The sequence below is a fragment of the Microbacterium sp. M28 genome, from assembly GCF_025836995.1.
In the GTDB taxonomy this organism is placed as follows: Bacteria; Actinomycetota; Actinomycetes; order Actinomycetales; family Microbacteriaceae; genus Microbacterium.
This window is the reverse complement of the sequence record NZ_CP107546.1, coordinates 133,905-154,737: the sequence shown is the minus strand read 5'-3', so window position 1 is coordinate 154,737 and position 20,833 is coordinate 133,905. Positions and strand designations below refer to the sequence as shown.

Sequence of the window (20,833 nt, the reverse complement as noted above, 5' to 3'; positions counted from 1 at the left end):
TTCGCGCATGTGACCTCTACGACATCTCCCGCGCACCGGCCGGGGTGGCTGCTGCCGACGCTCTCCGGGTACCGACGGGAATGGCTGGTCGCGGATGTCGTCGGCGGACTCTCCGCCGGGGCCGTCGTGATCCCTCAGGCGATGGCGTACGCGACCATCGCGAACCTGCCCGTGCAGATCGGCCTGTACACCTGCATCATCCCGATGCTCGTGTACGCGCTGCTCGGCGGGAGCCGCGCGATGAGCGTATCGACCACGTCGACGATCGCGACGCTCACGGCCACGACCCTGGTGTCGGCCGGGGTCGCCGCGAACGCGGAGGATCCGGATCAGGCGTTGGGTTCCCTCGTGACGCTGACCCTGCTGGTCGGTCTCCTCCTTCTCCTCGCTCGCATCTTCAAGCTGGGCTCCCTGGTGGAGAACATCAGCACAGCGACCGTGCTGGGCATCAAGATCGGCGTCGGCGCGACCGTCGCGGTCGGGCAGCTGCCGAAACTCCTCGGCGAGACGGGCGACGTCTCCGGTGACGGGTTCATCCGGTCACTCCTGGCGGTCGGAGACGCCTTCGGCAGCGCGAACGCGGCCACCATCGCGCTCTCGGTGGGGTCGACCGTCCTGCTCGTCGTCCTGCAGAAGTTCGCGCCCCGCGTGCCGGGGACGCTCATCGTCGTCGCCGGCGGCATCCTCCTCGCGGCGTTCACCGGTCTGACGGCGGCCGGCGTCGCGCTGATCGAGCCCGTTCCGTCCGGCATCCCGACGCCGCGGCTACCCGACCTCAGCCATCTGGCCGATCTCGTACCCGGAGCCCTCGCGATCGCCGTGATGGCCTTCCTCGAATCGGCCGCAGTGGCCCGCGGCATCCGCAAGGCGACGGAGCCGCAGGTCGACAGCAACCAGGAGCTGTTCGCGACCGGCGCAGCGAACGTCGTCGGCGCGTTCTTCACGACGATGCCATCCGCGGGCGGGTTCTCGCAGAGCGCCGTCAATCAGGCCGCGGGCGCCAAGACCCAGGTGTCCACACTCGTCACGGTCGCGCTCGCGATCCTCGTGTCGCTGTTCCTCGGACCGGTGCTCAACCTGCTGCCGCAGGCGACCCTGGCCGCCATGGTGTTCGTCGCGGTCGCCGGGCTCATCAACATCCCCGAACTGGTCCGGTGGGCGCGCATCAGCCCCCGTGACTTCTGGATCGCCCTCGTCGTCGCGCTCATCGGCCTGTCCGTCGGGCTGCTCGCCGCCGTGGCCGTCGGGGTCGTCGTGACGCTCGTCCTCGTGCTGCGGGAGCTCAACATCCCCAAGCTCGACGTCGTGGGTCGTCGCGGATCGGCGATCGGGATCCACCTCGGCCGGGGGCTGTACACGGCGAATGCCCTTGAGAACGAGCGCGCCATCGTCGCCATCGCGACGACCCAGCCCGAGCCAGTCACCGCCGTCGTGCTGGACGTCGAGCGCCTCGACATCGTCACGATCACGATCCTCGATGCGCTTGAGGATCTCGACCGCGAGCTGTCCCAGCTCGGCATCGCACTTCACATGGCGAAGCTGCCGGACACCGCGCAGGTGGTCGCGCGACGGACCTCGTGGTACGCGGAACTGGAACACGACGGGCGCGCTCACGACTCGGTCGAGGACGGTTTGGCCGCGTCATCCGCCTGAGCCGGGCGCTCGAGCGGATGCCGCGGTGGCCGGCGCGCTACTGCCGGGTCATCGCGATCGTCATGAGATGGTCGGGGTCGGCGTGGTGCGAGTGGTCGTCGTCACCGGCATCCAGCCGCACCCAGCCGATCTCACCGGTGAACTCGTTGCCGCGTGCGCCGTAGTCGGGCGACACCGGTGAGGCGACGTCCTGTCCGACGTCGACCGTCTCGTCCATCGAGTACATGAACGGCAGCGTCCGTTCGACCACACCCTCGGCGACCAGCGTCTCGCCGTCGTAGAGGGACACCGTGCCGCCCTTACCGACGCCACCACCGGCGTAGGCGAAGTGCGCGCGCACCTCGTGCGTTCCGGCATCCAGCTTCGCGTCGCCTGCGACCACATCCGTCTTGATTCCGAGGATGTTGTACGCGAACCGCAGGCCGCCCTCGTGCGCGTAGAAACTCCATCCTCCGTACGAGCCGCCCTGGGCGATCAGCACTCCCTCGGCACCGGCATCCGGAACCGTGATCGAGGCCGTGATGGTGAAGGACTTGTTCTTCAGGTTGATCACGGAGTTCTCGCTCAGCCGCTTCATCCCGGTGTACAGCGTCTGGGACGAGCCCTTGACGAGTTCCGGACGCCCGGCGATCTCGGAGTTGAAGCGCTCCGCCGAGCGGATATCGATCGGCAGCACGCTGAAGCGGGCCGCCTGGATCAGGAAGAGACGTTGCAGCTCGGCGAGCTTCTCCGGGTGCTCGGCGGCGAGGTCCTTCGACTGCGTCCAGTCCTCCTCGACGTCGTAGAGCTCCCACACGTCGTCGTCCAGACCGTGCGACGATCCGAGCCACGGGTCCTTGTGCTTCGCACAGGCGACCCAGCCCTTGTGGAAGATGGCGCGGTTACCCAGCATCTCGAAGTACTGCGTGGTGTGACGCTCATCGGCGTCGCCATCGTCGAAGGAGTAGTTCATCGGCGTGCCCTCGTATGGGCGCTGCGTCACGCCGTTCACGGAGGACGGCTCCGGGATGCCGGCCGCCACGAGAACGGTGGGAGCGACATCGATCACGTGCGCGAACTGGTTGCGGATCTCGCCGCGCGCGGCGATGCCGTTCGGCCAGGACACGATCGTGCCGTTGCGCGTGCCGCCCCAATGGCTGGCGACCTGCTTGGTCCACTGGTAGGGCGTGTCCATCGCATGCGCCACCCGATCGCATAGTGGTTGTACGACTGCGGCGTGCCCAGCTCGTCCTTGTGGGCGATCATGTACGCGTCGTCCTCCATCGCGTCCATGTGGTTGATGACGAAGCCCTCGTTGGTCGTGCCCTTCATCGTCCCCTCGGCGGATGCACCGTTGTCGCCGATGATGACGTAGACGAGCGTGTTGTCGAGTTCGCCGAGCTCGTCGAGCGCGTCGATGAGTCGTCCCACGTGGTGGTCGGCGTACTCGAGGTACCCCGCGTACACCTCCATCTCACGAGCGAGGACGGGGTGCAGATCCGCGCTCATCTCGTCCCACGCCGGGATGCCGGGGCTGCGTTCGGTGAGCACTGCATCGGCGGCGATGACGCCGAGCTCCTTCTGCCGGGCGAACGTCTCTTCGCGCAGGGCGTCCCAGCCCTGGTCGAACTTCCCTTTGTACTTGTCGGCCCACTCCTGCGGGACGTGGTGAGGGGCGTGCGTCGCGCCCGGCGCGAAATACGTGAAGAACGGCTTGTCGGGCGTCAGCGCCTTGCGCTGCTTCATCCATCCGATCGCTTTGTCGGTCATGTCGCCCATGAAGTGGTATCCCTCTTCGGGAGTGCCCCACGGCTCGACCGGCGAAGTGTTCTCGTAGATGGCGGGATACCACTGATTGGTCTCGCCGCCGATGAAGCCGTAGAAGTACTCGAATCCGTTGCCCGGGGTCGGCCAGTGGTCGAACGGTCCCATCGGGCTCGACTCCCACACCGGTACCTCATGGCACTTGCCGAACTGCGAGGTGCTGTAGCCGTTGAGCTTGAGCGTCTCGGCGAGCGGGGCGCAGTCGTTCGGGCGCAGCGAGCTGTAGCCGGGCGCAGACGTGGCGATCTCGGTGATGCCGCCCATGCCGACGGTGTGGTGGTTGCGACCGCTCAGCAGGGCGGCACGCGTGGGCGAGCACAGGGCGGTCGTGTGGAATCGCGTGTACTTCAGCCCCTGCGACGCGATGCGCTCGAAGGTGGGCGTCTGGACCGGGCCGCCGAACGCGCTCGATGCACCGAAACCCGTGTCGTCGATGAGGACGACCAGCACGTTCGGTGCCCCTTCCGGCGGGCGAGTGGGTGTGATCGGCGGGTAGTGCGTGTCCGGGTCCGTCGCGTCGTACGTCACCGTGCCGGTGTACGCGAGGTCGGGAATCGGTAGTGCGGAACGATGGACGACGGGCTCGTTACTCACGGTCAACCTCTCAGGCCTGGCAGCGGCGGCACAGGGCAGCTGGATCGCCCGCGACCGCCCCTTCCCGATCACGAGCCGCCGAGTTCGGCGACTCTCGACAACCGTGGCACAGCATGCGTCACGTGACAACGAAACAGTTCGGATTCGCCGTGCGAGCGATAGGGTCGGAGCCAGATCCGAGGAGAACCCATGACCGACATCCTGCCCTCGTGGCGTGACACCCCGACCCGCACGGCGATCCTCGACTTCGTCGCGGCTGTGACCGAAGAAAGCGGTGCCGACTACGTCGCCCCTGAGGAGCGTGTCGCGGTCTTCGACAACGACGGCACGCTGTGGACCGAGAAACCCATGGTCACGCAGCTGCACTACCTGCTCGGCGAGTGGAAGAAGGCCGCCGAGGCCGACCCGGCGCTCGCCGAGAAACAGCCGTACAAGGCTGCGGCTTCCGGCGATCTCGAGTGGCTGGCCGCCGCCGTCGACAAGCACTACGCCGGGGACGACGCCGATCTCGGTGTGCTCATCGCGGCGGTCGCCGGCAGCTCGGCGGGGCGAAGCGTCGACGACTATGCCGCCTCGGTCGCGGAGTTCTACCGCGACGCCCGGCACCTCTCCCTGGGAACCCCGTACTCCCTGGCGGTGTACCAACCGATGGTCGAGCTGGTGCGATACCTCGAGGCGAACGGCTTCACGGCGTACATCGTCTCCGGCGGCGAACGCGACTTCATGCGGCCGATGACCGTGGCGAACTACGGCATCCCCGCCGAACGCGTGATCGGCACGGGACTCGGACTCACCTACGACGAGGAGGCGAACGTCGTGCGCTACGCGCCCAAGCTGGCCTACTTCGACGACGGCCCCGAGAAGCCCGTGCGGATCTGGATGCGCACCGGGCGGCGTCCGATCCTCGCAGCCGGCAACTCGAACGGTGACGTGCCGATGCTGCGCTACGCCCAGGGCAGCCCCCGCAGCCTCGCCCTGCTGGTGCATCACGACGATGACACCGATCGCGGAGACATCCCCTACGACAACGGCGCCGAGAAGGCTCTCGCCGCGGACGACCTCACGGTGATCAGCGTGCGCGACGACTGGTCGCAGGTCTTCCCGACCGCGCCCTGATCCGCTCGTTCGTTGAGCGACGAGCCCCCCCCGTTCGTTGAGCGACGAGCGCAGCGAGGAGTCGAAACGCGGCGACTGCTGCTCGGCGATCACCCCGTTTCGACTCCCTCCGCTCGCTCAACGAGCAGAGGGAGCGTCGGCGGCGCATCGGAACCCGATGTGCGACATGCCGGTGTCCTCGGCCTGTGGCGATCGCGCAGCCGGACGGAAGCGCAGGCAGTAGTCCGGCGAGCACAGCTGCGAGCCGCCCTTGAGCACGCGCCGAGGAATCTCGGGAAACTCCCTCACCGCGCTCGCGGCGGCGAGCAGATTCGCGCGCTTCCCGGCATCCACCGGCTTGTCGGACAACCGAAGGTGCCGCGGCGTGTAGTAGTCGCTCGTCCACTCCCAGACGTTGCCGATCAGGTCGTACAGACCGTAGCCGTTCGCCGGGTACGAGCCGACCGGAGCCGCGTCGCCCACGCCCTGGTTGTCGTACGGGAAGCGGCCCAACCAGGAGTTCGCCTGCGCAACGCCGTCGGGGTACGCCTCGTCGCCCCACGCGAAGCGCTTGCCCTCGAGACCGCCTCGGGCGGCGAACTCGTGCTCGGCCTCGGTGGGCAGGCGAAGACCTGCCCACCCGGCGTAGGCGTTCGCGTCCTCGAAGGCGATGTGCACGACCGGATGCTGCAGGCGGTCGTCGATCGCCGAATCAGGCCCGAAGGGCCGACGCCAATATGCGCCGGGCTGCCAGCGCCACCAGTTGCGCCAGTTGCGCAGGTCCACCGGTTCGGACGTCGGAGTGAACACCATCGATCCCGGCACCAGGTCGGCCGGGTCTGCTCCGGGAAACGCGGTCGGGTCGAGCTCGCGTTCGGCCACCGTGATGTAACCGGTGGCGTCGACGAACGCGGCGTACTGGGCGTTGGTCACCTCATAGCGATCGATGCGGAACGGGGCGACCGTCCGCTCGTGCACGGGGCGCTCATCGGGATAGAACTCATCCGAGCCCATGAGGAACGTTCCGCCGTCGAGGAGCACCTGATCGTGTGTCGTCACGCTCCCACCGTATCCGCGCCGCACGGACGTCGGCGCCGATCCGATTTGTTCCTAACCCGATGCGGGTGAACCTCTGGCTCGGTCGGCGCGCCGCCGGTACCGTGTGGAGCGTACGTGCGCGGAGGCATCCGCTCTCCCGACTGGAGGGAAACCATGACCAAGGAATTCAGCGGCAAGATCGCGGTCGACGTGCGAGACTCCGTGCCCGACTGGAGCCCCTACGAGCTGCCGAAAGCGCCCGACGGCGCACCCAACATCCTCGTGATCCTGTACGACGACACGGGCATCGCGTCCTGGTCGCCGTACGGCGGGCGGATCAACATGCCGACGCTGGACCGTCTCGCCGAGAACGGGCTCACCTACACGCAGTGGCACACGACATCGATCTGCTCATCGACGCGGTCCACGTTCCTCACCGGTCGCAACCACCACGCCAACGGCATGGGCGTGATCATGGAGGGCACGAACGGTTTCCCCGGCTACTCCGGGCGCATTCCCGCCGAGTGCGCGACCATCGGTCAGGTGCTGCAGGACAACGGCTACTCGACGTTCTGGGTGGGCAAGAACCACAACGTCCCTGAGGAGGACATCTCGTCCGGCGGCAGCAAGTCCCAGTGGCCGCTGGCGATGGGCTTCGACCGGTTCTACGGATTCCTCGGCGGCGAGACGAACCAGTGGTACCCCGACCTCGTCGAGGACAACCGCTTCATCGAGGCGCCGTACACACCGGAGGAGGGCTACCACCTCTCGAAGGACCTCGCCGATCAGGCCATCCGGATGATCCGCGATCAGAAGTCCTCGAACCCCTCGAAGCCGTGGTTCACCTGGTACAACCCGGGCGCCAACCACGCACCGCACCAGGCGCCGGACGAGTACATCGCCAAATACAAGGGCCTGTTCGACGACGGCTACGACGCCTACCGCACGTGGGTGCTGGAGCGCATGATCGAGCGGGGCATCCTGCCAGAGGGCACGGCGCTGACCGAGTTCAACCCGATGCCGGAGGACCAGGAGAACGCGGCCGACCACGTCAAGCCGTGGGATTCGCTCTCGGACGACGAGAAGCGGCTGTTCAGCCGGATGGCCGAGGTGTTCGCGGCGTTCAGTGAATACACCGACGTCCAGATCGGGCGCGTCATCGACTACCTCGAGGACTCGGGCCAGCTCGAGAACACGCTGATCTTCTACTGCGCGGACAACGGCGCATCCGGCGAGGGCAGCCCCGACGGTTCGGTCAACGAGAACAAGTTCTTCAACGGCTTCCCCGACGACCTGAAGGAGAACCTGGACAAGATCGACGCGCTCGGCTCGAACGAGACGTACAACCACTACCCCACCGGGTGGGCGGCGGCGTTCTCGACCCCATTCAAGATGTTCAAGCGCTACTCGCAGTTCTCGGGCGGCACATGCGACCCGATGATCATCCACTGGCCGGCCGGCATCAAGGCCAAGGGCGAGGTCCGTCACCAGTACCACCACTCCGTCGATGTGGTCTCGACGATCCTCGATGTGATCGGCATCGAGTTCCCCGAGATCTTCCGCGGCGTCGAGCAGCGCCCGCTGCCGGGTGTGTCGATGCGATCGTCGTTCGATGCCGCCCCCGACGCTCCGACCGACAAGCACGTGCAGTACTACGCGATGCTCGGCACGCGCGGCATCTGGAAGGACGGCTGGAAGGCTGCGACGATCCACGCCCCGCTGACCGGCCACGGCCGCTTCGACGAGGACGAGTGGGAGCTGTACCACGTCGACGTCGACCGTTCGGAGTCCAGGAACCTCGCCGCCGAGCATCCCGAGAAGCTCAAGGAGCTCATCGAGGCGTTCGAGATCGAGGCGAAGGACAACAACGTCTATCCGATGGATGACCGTCCGGCCCGCGAGCAGCTCACGATCGAGCGCCCGCAGGCGGAGCCTCCCCGCACGCGCTACGTCTACTACCCCGGCACGACGGCGGTGCCGGAGTCGGTGGCGGTGAACGTCCGCGGCCGGTCGTTCAAGATCATCGGCGACGTGGTGGTCGAAGAGGACACGCAGGGTGTCATCTTCGCGCACGGCTCGCGCTTCGGCGGGCACGCGCTGTTCATCAAGGGCGGTCGGCTCACCTACGTCTACAACTTCCTCGGCATCCCGCCGGAGCAGACGTTCACGTCAGGCGTCCTCACGCCGGGACCCCACGCGCTGGGCGTCGAGTTCATCCGCGAGAGCGCGGGCGAGCACGGCGAGTCGATCGGCACGGCGAAGCTCTACGTCGACGACCAGGTCGTCGCGGAGGGTCCGATGCGCGCGCAGATCGGGAAGTTCACGCTCTGCGGCGACGGCCTGTGCATCGGCTTCGACAGCGCGGATGCGGTCAGCCACCAGTACACGAACCCGTTCCCGTTCACGGGCGGGAAGCTGCTGGGCGTCGGCATCGACGTGAGCGAGGAGCAGTACCTCGACCTCGAGCTCGAGGCGCAGGCGGCGTTCGCCCGCGAGTAGGGGTCCGGTCGGCGAGCGGGGCGGGAGGGCAGCGGCCTTCCCGCCCTGCTTCGTGTCCGGGTTGGTGCGGGTCAGCAGTCGTTCGACTCACGCGAACCCGGACACGCAGACGGTGCGTGTCCGGGTCGGTGCGGGTTCGGCGCACGATCGCCCGCCTCAACCCGGACACGCATTGGTTCCATCAGGTGCGCGCGTACTCGGCCAGCACCACGCCGGACTCGAACGCGGTCGTCGCCGTGCGGGTGAGCGCCTTCGGCGCGTAGCCGCGGCGTCCGAACAGCGGGATGCCATCGCCGATCAGCACGGGATTGATCTTCAGCACGAGCCGATCGATCTCGTCGGCCAGCACGGCGGCGAGCGCTCCCCCACCGCACAGCCAGATTCCCTTGCCGTCCTCCTCTTTGAGGGCACGGACGGTCTCGACGGGATCGCGGTCGGTGAACTCGACGCCCTCGACCCGCTCGGGGTCGCGCCGCGTGAAGACGACCTGCCGCAGGTGTCGATAGGGGCTGGGCATATCGGGCAGCCCGACCGCGTAGGTGTTCCATCCCATCAGGACGGTGTCGAACAGCTCGCCGTCGGTGGGGATGCCGAGGGCTTCGCTGAACTGGGTCGGGATCGTCTGGTGGAACCGGTCATTGATGAGGTCCCGGTGATCACCCTCGGCGAGGAGGAAGTCGAACTCGCCGTTCGGTCCGGCGATGAAGCCGTCGAGGGTGACGGCCACGTAGTAGGTCAGTTCGCGCATAGGAGCTCCAATCACAACAGGTGCAGTGGTTTGAGACTACAACAAGTGCAGTGGTTGCGCTAGTCTGCTGTCATGGCGAAGAACGAAGCTCGACGCGCGGCGCTCGCGGATGCCGGGATCGCCGTCCTGGCGAGCGAAGGGTCTCGCGGGCTCACCCACCGAGCGATCGATGAACGCGCCGGGGTGCCGATCGGCACCGCGTCGAACTACTTCCGCACGCGCGAGGCGCTGTTCGCCGGACTGTTCGAGCGGATCGGCGCGCGTCTCGCCCCGACACCGGCGGACCTCGAAAGCCGCGCAGCGCAGGAACCGAGCCGCGAACTGTTCGCCGAGTACCTCCGCGATATCGTGCGGCGCCTGTCGACCGAGCGCGAGGTCACGCTCGCGCTGTTCGAGCTGCGGCTCGAGTCGGCCAGGCGGCCCGAACTCGCTCAGTTGATGTCGTCGTGGCTGCGCGGCGGCTTCGCTGCGGACGTCGCCTTCAACGAAGCCGCTGGCCTCCCCGGCGGCGCCCGAGAGATCGCCCTGTTCCACTACGCGATCGACGGCCTCCTGCTCGACCGGCTCACATCCTCGATCGATCCGGAGACCTCCACAGATGCCATCGTCGACGCCCTCGTCGACGGACTGCTGCCGCGGGGGAGCTGAACCGAGGATCGCAGAGCACGCCCGACGACCTCGCCCGCGGGGCGTGTCCGGGTTGGAGCGGGTAATCGGCGCTCGCACCCGCAAAAACCCGGACATCCTCTACGGGAGTGTCCGGGTTCGCGCGGGTGCGCGCCTGCATCACCCGCACGAACCCGGACACGCTCAGGGCCTCACGACGCAGGCTGCAGTCCCACAGGCAGCAGGGCCGCGTGCGCATGGAAGAGCTCATCGGTCATCTCGCGGATCTGGCCCAGCGTCAGTTGCGCGCTGGTCAGCGGATCCAGCATCACGGCGTGGTAGACATGCTCGCGCTCACCCCTCAGCGCGGCACGCACGGCGAGATCCTGGACGTTGACATTGGTCCGGTTCACGGCGGCGAGCTGAGGCGGGAGCTCCCCGATCGCCGTCGGCTGCACGCCGATACTGTCGACGAGGCACGGCACCTCCACGCACGCCGAACCGGGCAGGTTCGAGATGAGACCGTCGTTGGGGACGTTCCCATAGACGACGCTGGGTACGCCGGTCACGATCGAGTTGACGATCATGGCGCCGTATTCCACCGAGGGCGCGAGGTCGTCCTTGAGCTTCGTCAGCTGCTGGTCGATGTCACCGGACTCGTCGTGCGACGCGCAGATCTCGTAGTAGTCCCAGCGTTCCGGGATGAACTCCAGAGTCGTCTGCGGGTCCTTGCGAAAGTACGGCAGGTACTCGGATGCGTGATGGCTGGATTCGGTCTGGAAGTAGCCGAACGCGTTCATGATCTCAGTGCGGACCTGCTCGTTGCCGCCCTCGTACGTCGAGGCCGCCTCCGCGGTCTCACTGTGATTGCCGTCGTCCTCCGCCAGTTCGGTGGCGGAGGCGCCGACGCGGTGACGGCCGGCCATCGTCTCGCGCAACCGCGGATACAGGTCCTCTTCGCCGCGGCGGAACTGCAGGATCCACGCCTGGTGGTTGATGCCGGCCGAGACGTAACTGACCTCGTCATACGGCACATCCAGTGTGCGAGCGAGCATCCGCGTCGTGCCCTGCACGCTGTGGCACAGCCCGACGGTGTTGAGCCCCTTGGCGTTCAGGAACCCCGTCGCCATCGCCATCGGATTCGCGTAGTTGATGATCTGAGCATCCGGGCACAGCTCCAACGCGTCCGCAGCGATCGCCTCGTACGCGCTGACCGACCGCAGGAACCGGAACACGCCACCGGGGCCGACCGTGTCGCCCACGGTCTGATCGACTCCATGAGCACGAGGGATCATCACGTCGTGCCGGTAGGAGTCCACGCCACCGACCTGGAACGTGATGATGACGAAGTCCGCATCGCGGAGAGCCTCACGGCGGTCGGTGGTCTCCTCGATCACGGTGTCGAAGCCGTGGTGGTCGCGCAGCGAACGCGCCGCGGTGGCGGTCCGCGAGAGCCGATCGGCGTCGAGGTCCATCAGACACAGCGTGCTGGAGCGCAGCGCGGGGAAGCTCAACAGATCGCCGATGAGCCGGAACGGGAAGACATAGCCGCCGGCACCGATGATGGTGACCTTCGGAGAGGAGGAAGTAGCCATGACCTCGACGGTAGCGGCGGGCTCATCCGGCATTCGTCCTCCCGGATCGTCGATTCTTCCGGAATACTCAGATCATGAGTACGTCCCCGTCCACGACATCCCGCAGCGTGCCGGCCACGCCCACGGATGGCGGCGTGGAGGTGGAGGACCCGCGGTTCTGGATCTGGCGCGGCTCCGTCCCGTCGATGCGCAAGGCGCACCGGCACGACGACCTCGAGCTCAACTTCGTGATTTCCGGACGCCTGGACTACCTCTTCGGCGGCTCGCCCCTGAGCATCGCGGCCGGCGAGGTCGCGTTGTTCTGGGCGGCGACGCCTCATCGCCTCCTGCCCCAGGATCCCGACAGCGAAGCGTGCTGGATCCACGTCCCTCTTGTTCGGGTCCTGAACTGGGGGCTGCCGGACCAAGACGTCAACGAACTGCTGCAGGGCCGGCCGATCATCGTGCCCGCCGAATCCGTCGGTCTGAGCCTGGAGGCGATGTTCGACGTCTGGAGTCAGGATCTCGAGACCCATGAGGACGAGACGGCGATCCTGCTCGAGACGCAGGCCCTGGTGCGGCGCGTCCTGCGGCAGCACTTCCGACACGTCGGCGATGCCGCGCGCCCCCGGGAGTTCGGGGCATCCGAGAGCGTCGCACGCGTCGCGGCGATGGCCCAGTTCATCGTCGCGCGCTTCCGCGACCCGATCGCCATCGCCGACATCGCGGATGCCGCCCACCTCAACCCGAACTACGCCATGACGCTGTTCCGCGAGACGATCGGCACGACGATCGGCGGATACCTGACCCGCTGCCGCGTCGCCGAAGCGCAACGCCTTCTGCTCACGACCCGGCTCACGATGATCGACATCGCCCTGCAGTCCGGCTTCGGCTCCCAGAGCAGCTTCTACGAGCAGTTCTCGCGGACCTGCGGAGGCTCTCCCGGCGCGTATCGGAGGCGCCTCGGCTGACGCCGCTCACGCTGATCCGCCGCCGGTCCCCGCCTCGCTCACACCTGCGCTCCGTAGACTCGCCAGATGACGCGGGGACCGCGTGGGAGAGGAGGCGGATCGAGCGTGCGTTGGCGGACGACCTTCGGCGTGCTGCGCCTGCTCACCGCCACCGTCTGTCTCGGCGCCCTGATCCACCGCCTGTTCTGGGGGCTGAGCTCGAACACCGTCGCCGGCGACAACTTCTTCGCCTATCTCACGGTGCAGTCGAACTGCGCGCTGGTCGTGCTGCTACTGATCGGCGGGGTGCTCGCGCTGGTCCGCGAGACAGACCCCCGCTGGTTCACGATCGCGCTGGCCCTGGTCCTGACGTGGACGATCACGGCAGGTCTCGCGTTCGCGCTGATCGTCTGGCAGGCCGGACTGCGCGGCATCCGCATCGACGTGCCGTGGTCGGATCAGCTGCTGCATTTCTGGCTCCCGGCGTGCACGGCCCTCGCCTGGGGGCTGACCCCCGGTCACCGGCACGTCACCTGGTGGGTGGTGCCTGGGTGCCTCGCGTTCCCGGTGCTGTGGGGCCTCGTGACGTTGTGGCGCGGTCCGTCGATCGGCTGGTATCCGTACTACTTCCTCGACCCGCGCCAGGTCAGCGGGCCACCCGAGTTCGTCGTGACGTGCGCGGCGGCGCTGGCGATCTTCGCACTCGTCGCCACGGCAGTCGTCGGCGTGAGTCGGATGCCGAGCCCGTGGGCGCCGCTCGCGCGCAGGCGGCGGGCGATGACGCGGCAGGCGCGCTACGACGGATCGTCGGACGGCATGAACGGCGTCAGCGACACGAGCGCCGCCACCACGGCCTCCTGATCGCCGAGGCCGGCGAACTCCTCGGCCGCTTCGCCTCCGACGAGGCCGACGAGGACGGGCTCCCCGGTCGACGGCTGCAGGTTGAACCACGTCCGGATCACGGAGTCGCCGTCGACGACGTGCCACAGCGCGGCCTCGGTGTCCCAGAACGTCTCGTCGAAGCGCAGCCAGATCGTCTCGATCGCACCGAATCCGAGATCGGCGATCGCGTCTCGGTGGGCGAACGGCAACGCGGGCGAGAACTCGACACCGCCGTGCTGCAGGACGCCCAGCGGCACGGTGATCACGACGCGGTCGAACGACAGCGACTCGCCCGTGCCCAGGCGCAGGCTGACGCCGGTGTCGTCGTACGCGACCAGCGCGACGGGCGACGAGAGGCTCACTTTGAGCCCTTCCAGCAACGACTCGACGAACGCGGCCAGGTCGGCGGACGGAGCCGCGTAGCTCTCCGGCGGCAGCGCCGGCGGGAACCAGGACGACAGGGCGTCGGGGTCGCCCCCGGATGCCGCGGTCACGGTCGCGAGCAGCGCGGCGAGGCCCGGCTCCTCGGGATCCGCACCGTTCTCGATGAGCGCCTCGGCGACCGAGAGGTCCTTCGGCTGCGCCTGCGCGGCTTCCAGGGCTGAGGCGAGCGGTTCGACACCGACCGCGTCGACGGGACCGTCCGGCGAGCGCCATTCCGCACCGGTGAGCTCCAGCAGGCGCGTGTCGACACCCTCCCATCGCGCCCGAAGATCGGTGTCGTCGACGCCCAGCATCCATCCGCCCAGCTGCACCGGGATCGGCCATGCCTCGTCGACGCGCGAGTCGATGCGGCCGCCGATCCGTTCGCGCGCCTCGAAGACGGTCACCTTGGCTCCTGCCTCGGCGAGACGTCCCGCTGCGACGGCCCCGGCGAGGCCGGCTCCCACGACGGCGATGCGCTCACCGGCGGCTGCACGCGTGCGCAGGTCGTTGGCCACGCGCTCGCCCGATCGGATGGCGCCGCGCATGGTGCCCGGCGCGTCGCTGTCGGTGGCCTCACCGGCGAGGAACACCCGCCCCTCGATCGGCTCGGAGAGCGCGGCGCGCAGGCTCGGCTGCGCACCGACGGGCGTGTAGCTCGCGCCACCGCGGAAGAAGGGATCCGTCGACCAGGTGCTGCGCATGGTGTGCGTCGGCTCCGGCCCGTCGAAGGTCGGCGGGGCGCTCGTCGGCGTCCGCGTGGGGGTCGGTGTCGGTTGCGGCTCCGGCGTGCAGGACGCGAGGAGCACACTCATCGCGCCGACACCGGCGCCGATCAGCAGTGTGCGGCGCGTCATCCTCATGGTGTCGCCACCTTACCGCCCCGACCTGTCCGCGGCGCGAGTGCGCTCACTCCTCCGGTCGTCGCCCGCCCGGCTGCCACAGCACGACCTCGGTGGACCGCCGGATGCGGCGGCCGGCCGCGACCGGGATGACTCCTCCGGCGCCGGCGGCGAAGACCCGAACGCCAGGGCGGTTCTCCCGTTCGGCGCGCAGCGCGCCCTCGAGTTCGAGGACGCGACGGCGCAGCATCCGCACCTCGTCCTCCAGGTGCAGCAGGCGCGAGATCGCCGGGAGGCTCATGCCCTCGCCGGACAGGCGGGCGACCTCGCGCAACTGCTGCACGTTGCGCGGCGAGTACCGCCGCGAGCCGCCGCGCGTACGACCGGGGACGACGAGTCCGATCCGGTCGTACTGGCGCAGCGTCTGCGGATGCATGCCGGCGAGCTCGGCGGCGACGGCGATCGCGAACACCGGAGCGTCGTCATCGTCGGTAACCATCGCCATCACCTCCGGGGCTTCTTCGATTCTTACTGCGTTTCGACTCGCTTCGCTCGCTCAACGAGCGAGGGGCGGTCGATCAGCCGCGCGCCTTGGACATCAGGTCGGCGCGCGGGTTCTCCTTCGGCTCGGCGGCCGCGAAGGCCTCCAGGGCGGCACGAGCGGCGTCGTCGAGATGCGACGGCACCGCCACCTGCAGCTCGGCGAGCAGGTCGCCCGTACCCTTGCTGCTGGCGATGCCGCGTCCCTTGACGCGCAGGACGCGTCCGGACGGCGTACCCGGCGCGACGCGGAGCTTCACCGGGTCGCCCCCGAGAGTCGGCACCTCGATCGTCGCGCCCAGCGTCGCCTCGGTGAACGTCACCGGCACGGTGACACGCAGGTTCAGCCCGTCGCGGGTGAAGACGGGATGCGGGCGGACCGCGACGGTCACGACGATGTCGCCCTTCTCGCCGCCGTCCGGTGAAGGCCGGCCGCGGCCGCGCAGACGGATCTTCTGCCCGTCGGCGACCCCCGCCGGGATCTTCACCTTGAACGGTTTGCCGTCCTCACCCTGCAGCGTGATCGTCTCACCCTGCGCGGCCGTGATGAAGTCGAGCGTGGTCCTGGCGGTGACATCAGCTCCGCGCTGCGGTCCACCGAATCCTCGGTACCCGCCGGACGGCTGCCCGAACCGGCCGGAGCCGAACGAGCCGCCCTGCCCCTGGTTGAACATCGCGAAGATGTCCTCGAAGTCGGCAGACGACTGCCCGCGCTGCCCGAACCGGCTGAAGACGTCCTCGAAGCCCCCGGCCCCCGCGCCACCCGCGGTGAAGCGGGCACCGGAGCCCATGGCACGGATCTCGTCGTACTCCTTGCGCTGCTCGGCGTCGGAGAGCACCGAGTAGGCCTCGCTGATCTCCTTGAAGGTCGCCTCCGCCGCGGCATCCCCCGGATTGGAGTCCGGGTGGTACTTGCGGGCGAGCTTGCGGTACGTCTTCTTCAGATCCGCGTCGCTGACGTCTTTCGAGACGCCCAGCGTCTTGTAGAAGTCCTTGTCGAACCAGTCCTGGCTTGCCATCTGACCCCTACTCCGCCGGGACGGCGACGACGACCTTCGCCGGGCGCAGTTCGACATCGCCCAGGCGGTAGCCCACCTCGACGACCTCGAGCACAGTGGTCTTGTCCGCTCCCGGCGTCGGCTGCTGGAAGATCGCCTCGTGGTGCTGCGGGTCGAACTCGTCGCCCTTCTCGCCGTACGAGACCACGCCGAGGCGCTCCACGACCGCGCGCACCTTCTCGGCGATCACGGCGAAGGGCGTGCCCTCGACGAGGTCGCCGTGCTGGGCGGCGCGGTCGAGGTCGTCCAGCACGGGGATGAGGCCCTTGGCGGCTTCGCCCTTGGCACGGTCGATCTCGACCTGGCGCTGCTCCTCGGTGCGCCGACGGTAGTTGGCGTACTCCGCCTGCAGACGCTTGAGGTCGTTCAGCAGCGCCGACTCGAGGTCGGCGAGCACAGCATCCTCCGCCGCGGCCTCGCCGGTCTGCTCGGTGCCGAGGATGTCCTCGATCGTCAGGTCGTCCGCGGGAGTCGCATCGGATCCTTCAGCGGCCGCAGCCTCCGCCGAATCCGGGTTCTCCTGCGGCTCGGGGCCGGATGCCGCAGCATCCGACCCCTTGCCGTCGGGACGAACCTCGTCGTTGTCGTCGAAGTTCTTGTCCGTCATGGTTACTTCTTCTCTTCGTCCTCGTCGATGACCTCGGCGTCGATGACGTCCTCGTCGGAGGAGGTGTCATCGGCGGGCGCGTCCTGCGCCTGCTCGCCGGCGGAGGCGTCCGCCTGGCTCTGCGCGTAGATCGCCTCGCCCAGCTTGCCCTGCGACTCGTTGAGCTTGTCGAACGCCGCCTTGACGGCGTCGTCGTCCTCGCCGGCCAGAGCCGTCTTCAGAGCGTCGACGTCGGCCTGGACCGAGTCCTTCACGTCAGCGGGGAGCTTGTCCTCGTTGTCCTTGATCAGCTTCTCGATCGAGTACGCGAGGGTTTCGGCCTGGTTGCGCTGTTCGAGAGCCTCGGCGCGGCGCTTGTCCTCGGCCGCGTTCTCCTCGGCCTCGCGCACCATGCGCTCGATGTCCTCCTTCGACAGCGACGAGCCGCCGGTGATGGTCATCGACTGCTCCTTGCCGGTGCCCTTGTCCTTGGCGGACACGTGCACGATGCCGTTCGCGTCGATGTCGAAGGTGACCTCGATCTGCGGGATGCCCCGAGGAGCCGGCGCGATGCCGGTGAGCTCGAACGTTCCGAGCGGCTTGTTGTCGCGGGTGAACTCGCGCTCGCCCTGGAAGACCTGGATCGCGACGGAGGGCTGGTTGTCGTCCGCCGTGGTGAAGGTCTCGCTGCGCTTGGTCGGGATCGCGGTGTTGCGGTCGATGAGCTTGGTCATGCGACCGCCCTTGGTCTCGATGCCGAGGCTCAGCGGGGTGACGTCGATGAGCAGCACGTCCTTGCGCTCACCCTTGAGGACACCGGCCTGCAAGGCGGCACCGACGGCGACGACCTCGTCAGGGTTGACGCCCTTGTTCGCTTCCTTGCCGGTCTCGCGCTTGACGAGCTCGGCGACGGCGGGCATACGCGTGGAGCCACCGACCAGCACGACGTGGTCGATGTCGGCGACCTTGATGCCCGCTTCGCGGATGACGTCCTCGAACGGCTTCTTGGTGCGGTCGAGGAGGTCCTTGGTGAGGTCCTCGAACTTGGCACGCGTGATCGTCTCGGAAAGCGAAACAGGGCCGGACTCGGTCAGCGAGAGGTACGGCAGGTTGATGCTCGTGCTCGTGGAGCTGGAGAGCTCCTTCTTCGCCTGCTCCGCAGCTTCCTTGAGGCGCTGCAGAGCGATCTTGTCACCCGAGACGTCGACGCCGGAGGTCTCCTTGAACTGCTTGATCAGGTGGTCGACCAGGCGCTGGTCCCAGTCGTCGCCGCCGAGGCGGTTGTCACCCGAGGTTGAGCGCACCTGGATCGTGGAGAAGTCGTCGTCCTTGCCCACTTCGAGCAGGGAGACGTCGAACGTACCGCCACCGAGGTCGAAGACGAGGATGAGCTCGTCCTCCTTGCCACGGTCGAGGCCGTACGCGAGAGCGGCGGCGGTGGGCTCGTTGATGATGCGCAGGACGTTCAGGCCCGAGATCTCGCCGGCCTCCTTGGTGGCCTGGCGCTCGGCGTCGTTGAAGTACGCGGGAACGGTGATGACGGCATCCGTCACGGTGTCGCCCAGGTACGACTCGGCGTCGCGCTTGAGCTTCTGAAGGATGCGCGCGGAGATCTCCTGCGGCGTCCACTTCTTGCCGTCGACGTCGAACGTCCAGTCGGTGCCGACGTGGCGCTTGACGGAGGCGACGGTGCGGTCGACGTTCGTGACGGCCTGGCGCTTGGCGGTCTCGCCGACGAGCACCTCGCCGTCCTTCGTGAACGCGACGACCGAGGGGGTCGTGCGGAAGCCCTCGGCGTTGGCGATGACCTTCGGCTCGCCACCTTCGAGGACGCTGACGACGGAGTTCGTCGTACCGAGGTCGATTCCAACAGCACGTGCCATGTGTTTCTCCTTCTGAGATTCGGTCGGGGAGTCCAGGGCGATCAGCAAACCTGAGTCGCGATGACTCAACTGTACCTCGCCACCCGGATGCTGTCAAACAAACTTGATACGAGTTCACTCAAGTTTTACTTCACGCCGCGACTCGTCGGCTCCCTTTCTCATGTCTGAGGTCAGTGCCACGATGAGTCCCTGCCACTACCGGCAGTCGTGCGAGAGCAATTCGCCCGCCATCACGTCGGACCGCCATCCAGATCGGAGTTCTCGTGAGCAATCCCAACTCAATGGTTCTGACCAAGATCGCTTGCGGCGGCCACGAGCACGAGATGTGCGTTTCAGTTGGCCGGGGAATACCACCAGAACTGCGTTGCCCTCATTCAAGCCACGGCGGCGGCGTTAGCAGCGGCTGTGCGCTTCCTTTCGATCTCAACGAACTCGTCGAACGGGAGTTGCGCGAAAAGCTCCAGGAATCAAAGCGTCAAAGGTATGTGCTCGTGCGGCTATGACCATCAGCGCGCCCACATCACGCCCCATGTTCACGCCGCGGCCACTACGACGTCGAAGCGGGCCCGGCCGCCCAGGCGGGGAGTCCGCATCGGATCGACGTAGGGCGGCGGGATGAACCAGACGCGGGCGGCGACACCGCCGCCGTCTATGCGGATTTCCCAGCCGTTGTCGTGAATGCGGTGGTGACAGGTCTCGCACAGCAGGATGCCGTTCGCGAGGTCGGTGCGACCGCCATCCCGCTCCCACCAGTCGATGTGATGCACCTTCGTCATCTCGGCCGGCAGCGCGCACATCGCGCATCCGCCGTCCCGCTCAGCGAGCGCCAGCTTCTGGACCTTCGTGAACAACCGCCGCCCTCTGCCCCAGTCGAGGATCTCGCCCCCGCCGCCGAGCACCCACGGGATGATCTCGCCGTCGGCGGCCATCCGCCGGACGGCGGCGATGCTGACCGGCTGGTCGGAGCCGTCGATACGACCGGCTCCCGTTCCGGACGTCAGGTCTTCCAGATTGACCCGGACGATGACCTTCGCGCCGGCAAGCGGCATGTGCGACCGATCGCACTCCGAGGCGTGCTGACAGAACAGCGAGAACGCGTCAGCCTGGAGCTGTTCCACGCTGCGGCGATCGGCATCCGCGCCATCAGCGTCGACCGCATCCTTGCGAGCGGCGAACGCCGCAGAGACGTAACCGCGCAACGCTGCCTTGACCGGCGCGCCGGACGCGACGTCCGTCACGAGCTCGAGGTGCAGTTCACCATCTCGCTCCCAGAGCCGCAACGACCGGCGGCCGCGAATCTCCTCTTCCCGAGGCTGCACGCCGTCGGGATCCAGCCACGCCTCGACCCGGGCGGTGATCCGCCGCACGTCGTCCGTACTCAGGCCAGGAGCCTTCTCCACGAGCAGTCGCTCCGCTGCGGCGACCCGCTCCGCCCCGGCCGCACATCGCGTGCGCTCGAGCACGGAGATGATCATCCCGGCCACCTGATCCCCGATGGCACCGACGGCGAGGGCGTCGCGCACGGCCGGATACGCCGCCGGCAGACGCTCGCCGATCAGGTTCACGCGCGGAGCCGTCGCCTCACCGACCTTCACGAGACGAGTCGCGTCGCCCGTCGAGCCGCCCCTCGAGGCGGCGATCAGCTTCGCCGGGCTACGGAACCCGTGCTGCTTCGCCAGCGCCTCAGGCCCCAGCTCGGCGCGCGATTCGTACGCGATGCCCGCAGCGACCTCGGCGTGCACGGCACTCGTCCGTCGCTCCAAGACTCCGAGCGCGTCGTTCACCGCGACCAGCTGCGCCCGCGAGAGGTCGGTCGCATCACCCGCGGCGCCCCACACCTCGGCCAGCACGGCGAGCGCCTCGTGCAAGGGGGTCAGGTGCGGGGACATGCTCCGATTCTATCGGATTTCACGCAGAGATTCGAATATTTCTTCGAACAGATTTCGAGGCTCCGGAGGCCGCTGTTAACGCACGATCGCCTCGATGAGCCCTGTGTGTCGTCATGTTTCGTCGACTGACGTCATGTGTCACAGACGCGTGACCTTCGCGGGCGGAATCG

At 67.9% G+C, this 20,833-nt stretch carries 17 protein-coding genes; 7 read left to right on the top strand and 10 right to left on the bottom strand.

The features are described 5' to 3' along the window. Window positions 1-9: 9 nt before the first annotated feature. Window positions 10-1,653: a SulP family inorganic anion transporter gene (locus OED01_RS00790; protein ID WP_264156486.1), complete on the top strand. Its 1,644-nt coding sequence runs from the start codon at window positions 10-12 to the stop codon at window positions 1,651-1,653. A gap of 1,044 nt (window positions 1,654-2,697) precedes the next feature. On the opposite strand, the gene OED01_RS16450 is transcribed toward OED01_RS00790, so the two are convergent. Beyond that, window positions 2,698-4,050 carry a sulfatase-like hydrolase/transferase gene (locus tag OED01_RS16450; protein WP_413231599.1) on the bottom strand — a complete coding sequence of 451 codons (1,353 nt, stop codon included), beginning with the start codon at window positions 4,048-4,050 and terminating at the stop codon, window positions 2,698-2,700. A gap of 189 nt (window positions 4,051-4,239) precedes the next feature. On the opposite strand from OED01_RS16450, the gene OED01_RS00780 reads away from it, so the two are divergent. After that, the gene (locus OED01_RS00780; RefSeq protein WP_264156485.1) at window positions 4,240-5,166 is read left to right on the top strand and encodes an HAD family hydrolase; all 927 of its coding nucleotides are present in this window, start codon (window positions 4,240-4,242) and stop codon (window positions 5,164-5,166) included. A 117-nt stretch (window positions 5,167-5,283) separates the two neighbouring features. On the opposite strand, the gene OED01_RS00775 is transcribed toward OED01_RS00780, so the two are convergent. Then, on the bottom strand, window positions 5,284-6,159 hold the full coding sequence (locus OED01_RS00775; RefSeq protein WP_413231638.1) for a formylglycine-generating enzyme family protein: 876 nt from the start codon (window positions 6,157-6,159) through the stop codon (window positions 5,284-5,286). A 198-nt stretch (window positions 6,160-6,357) separates the two neighbouring features. On the opposite strand from OED01_RS00775, the gene OED01_RS00770 reads away from it, so the two are divergent. Further along, window positions 6,358-8,682 carry an arylsulfatase gene (locus OED01_RS00770; protein WP_264156483.1) on the top strand — a complete coding sequence of 775 codons (2,325 nt, stop codon included), beginning with the start codon at window positions 6,358-6,360 and terminating at the stop codon, window positions 8,680-8,682. A 181-nt stretch (window positions 8,683-8,863) separates the two neighbouring features. Here OED01_RS00770 and OED01_RS00765 read toward each other — a convergent pair whose 3' ends face one another. After that, a complete protein-coding gene (locus OED01_RS00765; RefSeq protein ID WP_264156482.1) occupies window positions 8,864-9,430 on the bottom strand; it encodes a dihydrofolate reductase family protein in 567 nt (188 codons plus the stop codon). A 72-nt stretch (window positions 9,431-9,502) separates the two neighbouring features. Between OED01_RS00765 and OED01_RS00760 the strand changes: the two genes are divergently transcribed. Further along, window positions 9,503-10,078, top strand: a complete 576-nt coding sequence (locus OED01_RS00760) for a TetR/AcrR family transcriptional regulator (protein ID WP_264156481.1) — start codon at window positions 9,503-9,505, stop codon at window positions 10,076-10,078. A 170-nt stretch (window positions 10,079-10,248) separates the two neighbouring features. Here the strand turns inward: OED01_RS00760 and melA are convergent, their stop codons facing one another. After that, on the bottom strand, window positions 10,249-11,631 hold the full coding sequence (gene melA / locus OED01_RS00755; protein WP_264156480.1) for an alpha-galactosidase: 1,383 nt from the start codon (window positions 11,629-11,631) through the stop codon (window positions 10,249-10,251). A 74-nt stretch (window positions 11,632-11,705) separates the two neighbouring features. Between melA and OED01_RS00750 the strand changes: the two genes are divergently transcribed. Both OED01_RS00750 and OED01_RS00745 read left to right on the top strand, forming a co-directional pair. Next, complete coding sequence (locus tag OED01_RS00750) at window positions 11,706-12,581, top strand: helix-turn-helix domain-containing protein (protein ID WP_264156479.1); 876 nt, start codon at window positions 11,706-11,708, stop codon at window positions 12,579-12,581. A gap of 105 nt (window positions 12,582-12,686) precedes the next feature. After that, window positions 12,687-13,421, top strand: coding sequence for a Pr6Pr family membrane protein (locus tag OED01_RS00745; protein WP_264156478.1), 735 nt, complete (start codon window positions 12,687-12,689; stop codon window positions 13,419-13,421). On the opposite strand, the gene OED01_RS00740 is transcribed toward OED01_RS00745, so the two are convergent. The 5 genes from OED01_RS00740 to dnaK form a co-directional block, all read right to left on the bottom strand. Next, the gene (locus OED01_RS00740) at window positions 13,355-14,722 is read right to left on the bottom strand and encodes a flavin monoamine oxidase family protein (RefSeq protein ID WP_264156477.1); all 1,368 of its coding nucleotides are present in this window, start codon (window positions 14,720-14,722) and stop codon (window positions 13,355-13,357) included. The genes OED01_RS00745 and OED01_RS00740 overlap by 67 nt on opposite strands. A gap of 52 nt (window positions 14,723-14,774) precedes the next feature. Beyond that, a complete protein-coding gene (locus tag OED01_RS00735) occupies window positions 14,775-15,212 on the bottom strand; it encodes a heat shock protein transcriptional repressor HspR (protein ID WP_413231598.1) in 438 nt (145 codons plus the stop codon). A 73-nt stretch (window positions 15,213-15,285) separates the two neighbouring features. After that, entirely contained in the window at window positions 15,286-16,266 is a 981-nt protein-coding gene (locus tag OED01_RS00730) for a DnaJ C-terminal domain-containing protein (protein WP_264156475.1), read from the bottom strand. A gap of 7 nt (window positions 16,267-16,273) precedes the next feature. Beyond that, the gene (locus tag OED01_RS00725; RefSeq protein WP_264156474.1) at window positions 16,274-16,912 is read right to left on the bottom strand and encodes a nucleotide exchange factor GrpE; all 639 of its coding nucleotides are present in this window, start codon (window positions 16,910-16,912) and stop codon (window positions 16,274-16,276) included. Window positions 16,913-16,914: 2 nt separating this feature from the next. Continuing rightward, window positions 16,915-18,774 (bottom strand): molecular chaperone DnaK, encoded by a 1,860-nt coding sequence (gene dnaK, locus OED01_RS00720; protein WP_264156473.1) that lies wholly within the window; start codon window positions 18,772-18,774, stop codon window positions 16,915-16,917. A 263-nt stretch (window positions 18,775-19,037) separates the two neighbouring features. Here dnaK and OED01_RS00715 point away from each other — a divergent pair, with 263 nt between their 5' ends. Further along, window positions 19,038-19,277 (top strand): hypothetical protein, encoded by a 240-nt coding sequence (locus OED01_RS00715; protein WP_264156472.1) that lies wholly within the window; start codon window positions 19,038-19,040, stop codon window positions 19,275-19,277. Window positions 19,278-19,307: 30 nt separating this feature from the next. Here OED01_RS00715 and OED01_RS00710 read toward each other — a convergent pair whose 3' ends face one another. Further along, window positions 19,308-20,663 carry an HNH endonuclease gene (locus OED01_RS00710; protein WP_264156471.1) on the bottom strand — a complete coding sequence of 452 codons (1,356 nt, stop codon included), beginning with the start codon at window positions 20,661-20,663 and terminating at the stop codon, window positions 19,308-19,310. Window positions 20,664-20,833: the final 170 nt, after the last annotated feature.

Excerpts from the sequence above, each read along its gene's own strand:
- OED01_RS00780 (WP_264156485.1), top strand. The coding sequence starts at position 4,240 with ATGACCGACATCCTGCCCTCGTGGCGTGACACCCCGACCCGCACGGCG.
- OED01_RS00775 (WP_413231638.1), bottom strand. The coding sequence starts at position 6,159 with ATGGGCTCGGATGAGTTCTATCCCGATGAGCGCCCCGTGCACGAGCGG.
- OED01_RS00770 (WP_264156483.1), top strand. The coding sequence starts at position 6,358 with ATGACCAAGGAATTCAGCGGCAAGATCGCGGTCGACGTGCGAGACTCC.
- OED01_RS00765 (WP_264156482.1), bottom strand. The coding sequence starts at position 9,430 with ATGCGCGAACTGACCTACTACGTGGCCGTCACCCTCGACGGCTTCATC.
- OED01_RS00760 (WP_264156481.1), top strand. The coding sequence starts at position 9,503 with ATGGCGAAGAACGAAGCTCGACGCGCGGCGCTCGCGGATGCCGGGATC.
- melA (WP_264156480.1), bottom strand. The coding sequence starts at position 11,631 with ATGGCTACTTCCTCCTCTCCGAAGGTCACCATCATCGGTGCCGGCGGC.
- OED01_RS00750 (WP_264156479.1), top strand. The coding sequence starts at position 11,706 with ATGAGTACGTCCCCGTCCACGACATCCCGCAGCGTGCCGGCCACGCCC.
- OED01_RS00740 (WP_264156477.1), bottom strand. The coding sequence starts at position 14,722 with ATGACGCGCCGCACACTGCTGATCGGCGCCGGTGTCGGCGCGATGAGT.
- OED01_RS00735 (WP_413231598.1), bottom strand. The coding sequence starts at position 15,212 with ATGGCGATGGTTACCGACGATGACGACGCTCCGGTGTTCGCGATCGCC.
- OED01_RS00730 (WP_264156475.1), bottom strand. The coding sequence starts at position 16,266 with ATGGCAAGCCAGGACTGGTTCGACAAGGACTTCTACAAGACGCTGGGC.
- OED01_RS00725 (WP_264156474.1), bottom strand. The coding sequence starts at position 16,912 with ATGACGGACAAGAACTTCGACGACAACGACGAGGTTCGTCCCGACGGC.
- dnaK (WP_264156473.1), bottom strand. The coding sequence starts at position 18,774 with ATGGCACGTGCTGTTGGAATCGACCTCGGTACGACGAACTCCGTCGTC.
- OED01_RS00710 (WP_264156471.1), bottom strand. The coding sequence starts at position 20,663 with ATGTCCCCGCACCTGACCCCCTTGCACGAGGCGCTCGCCGTGCTGGCC.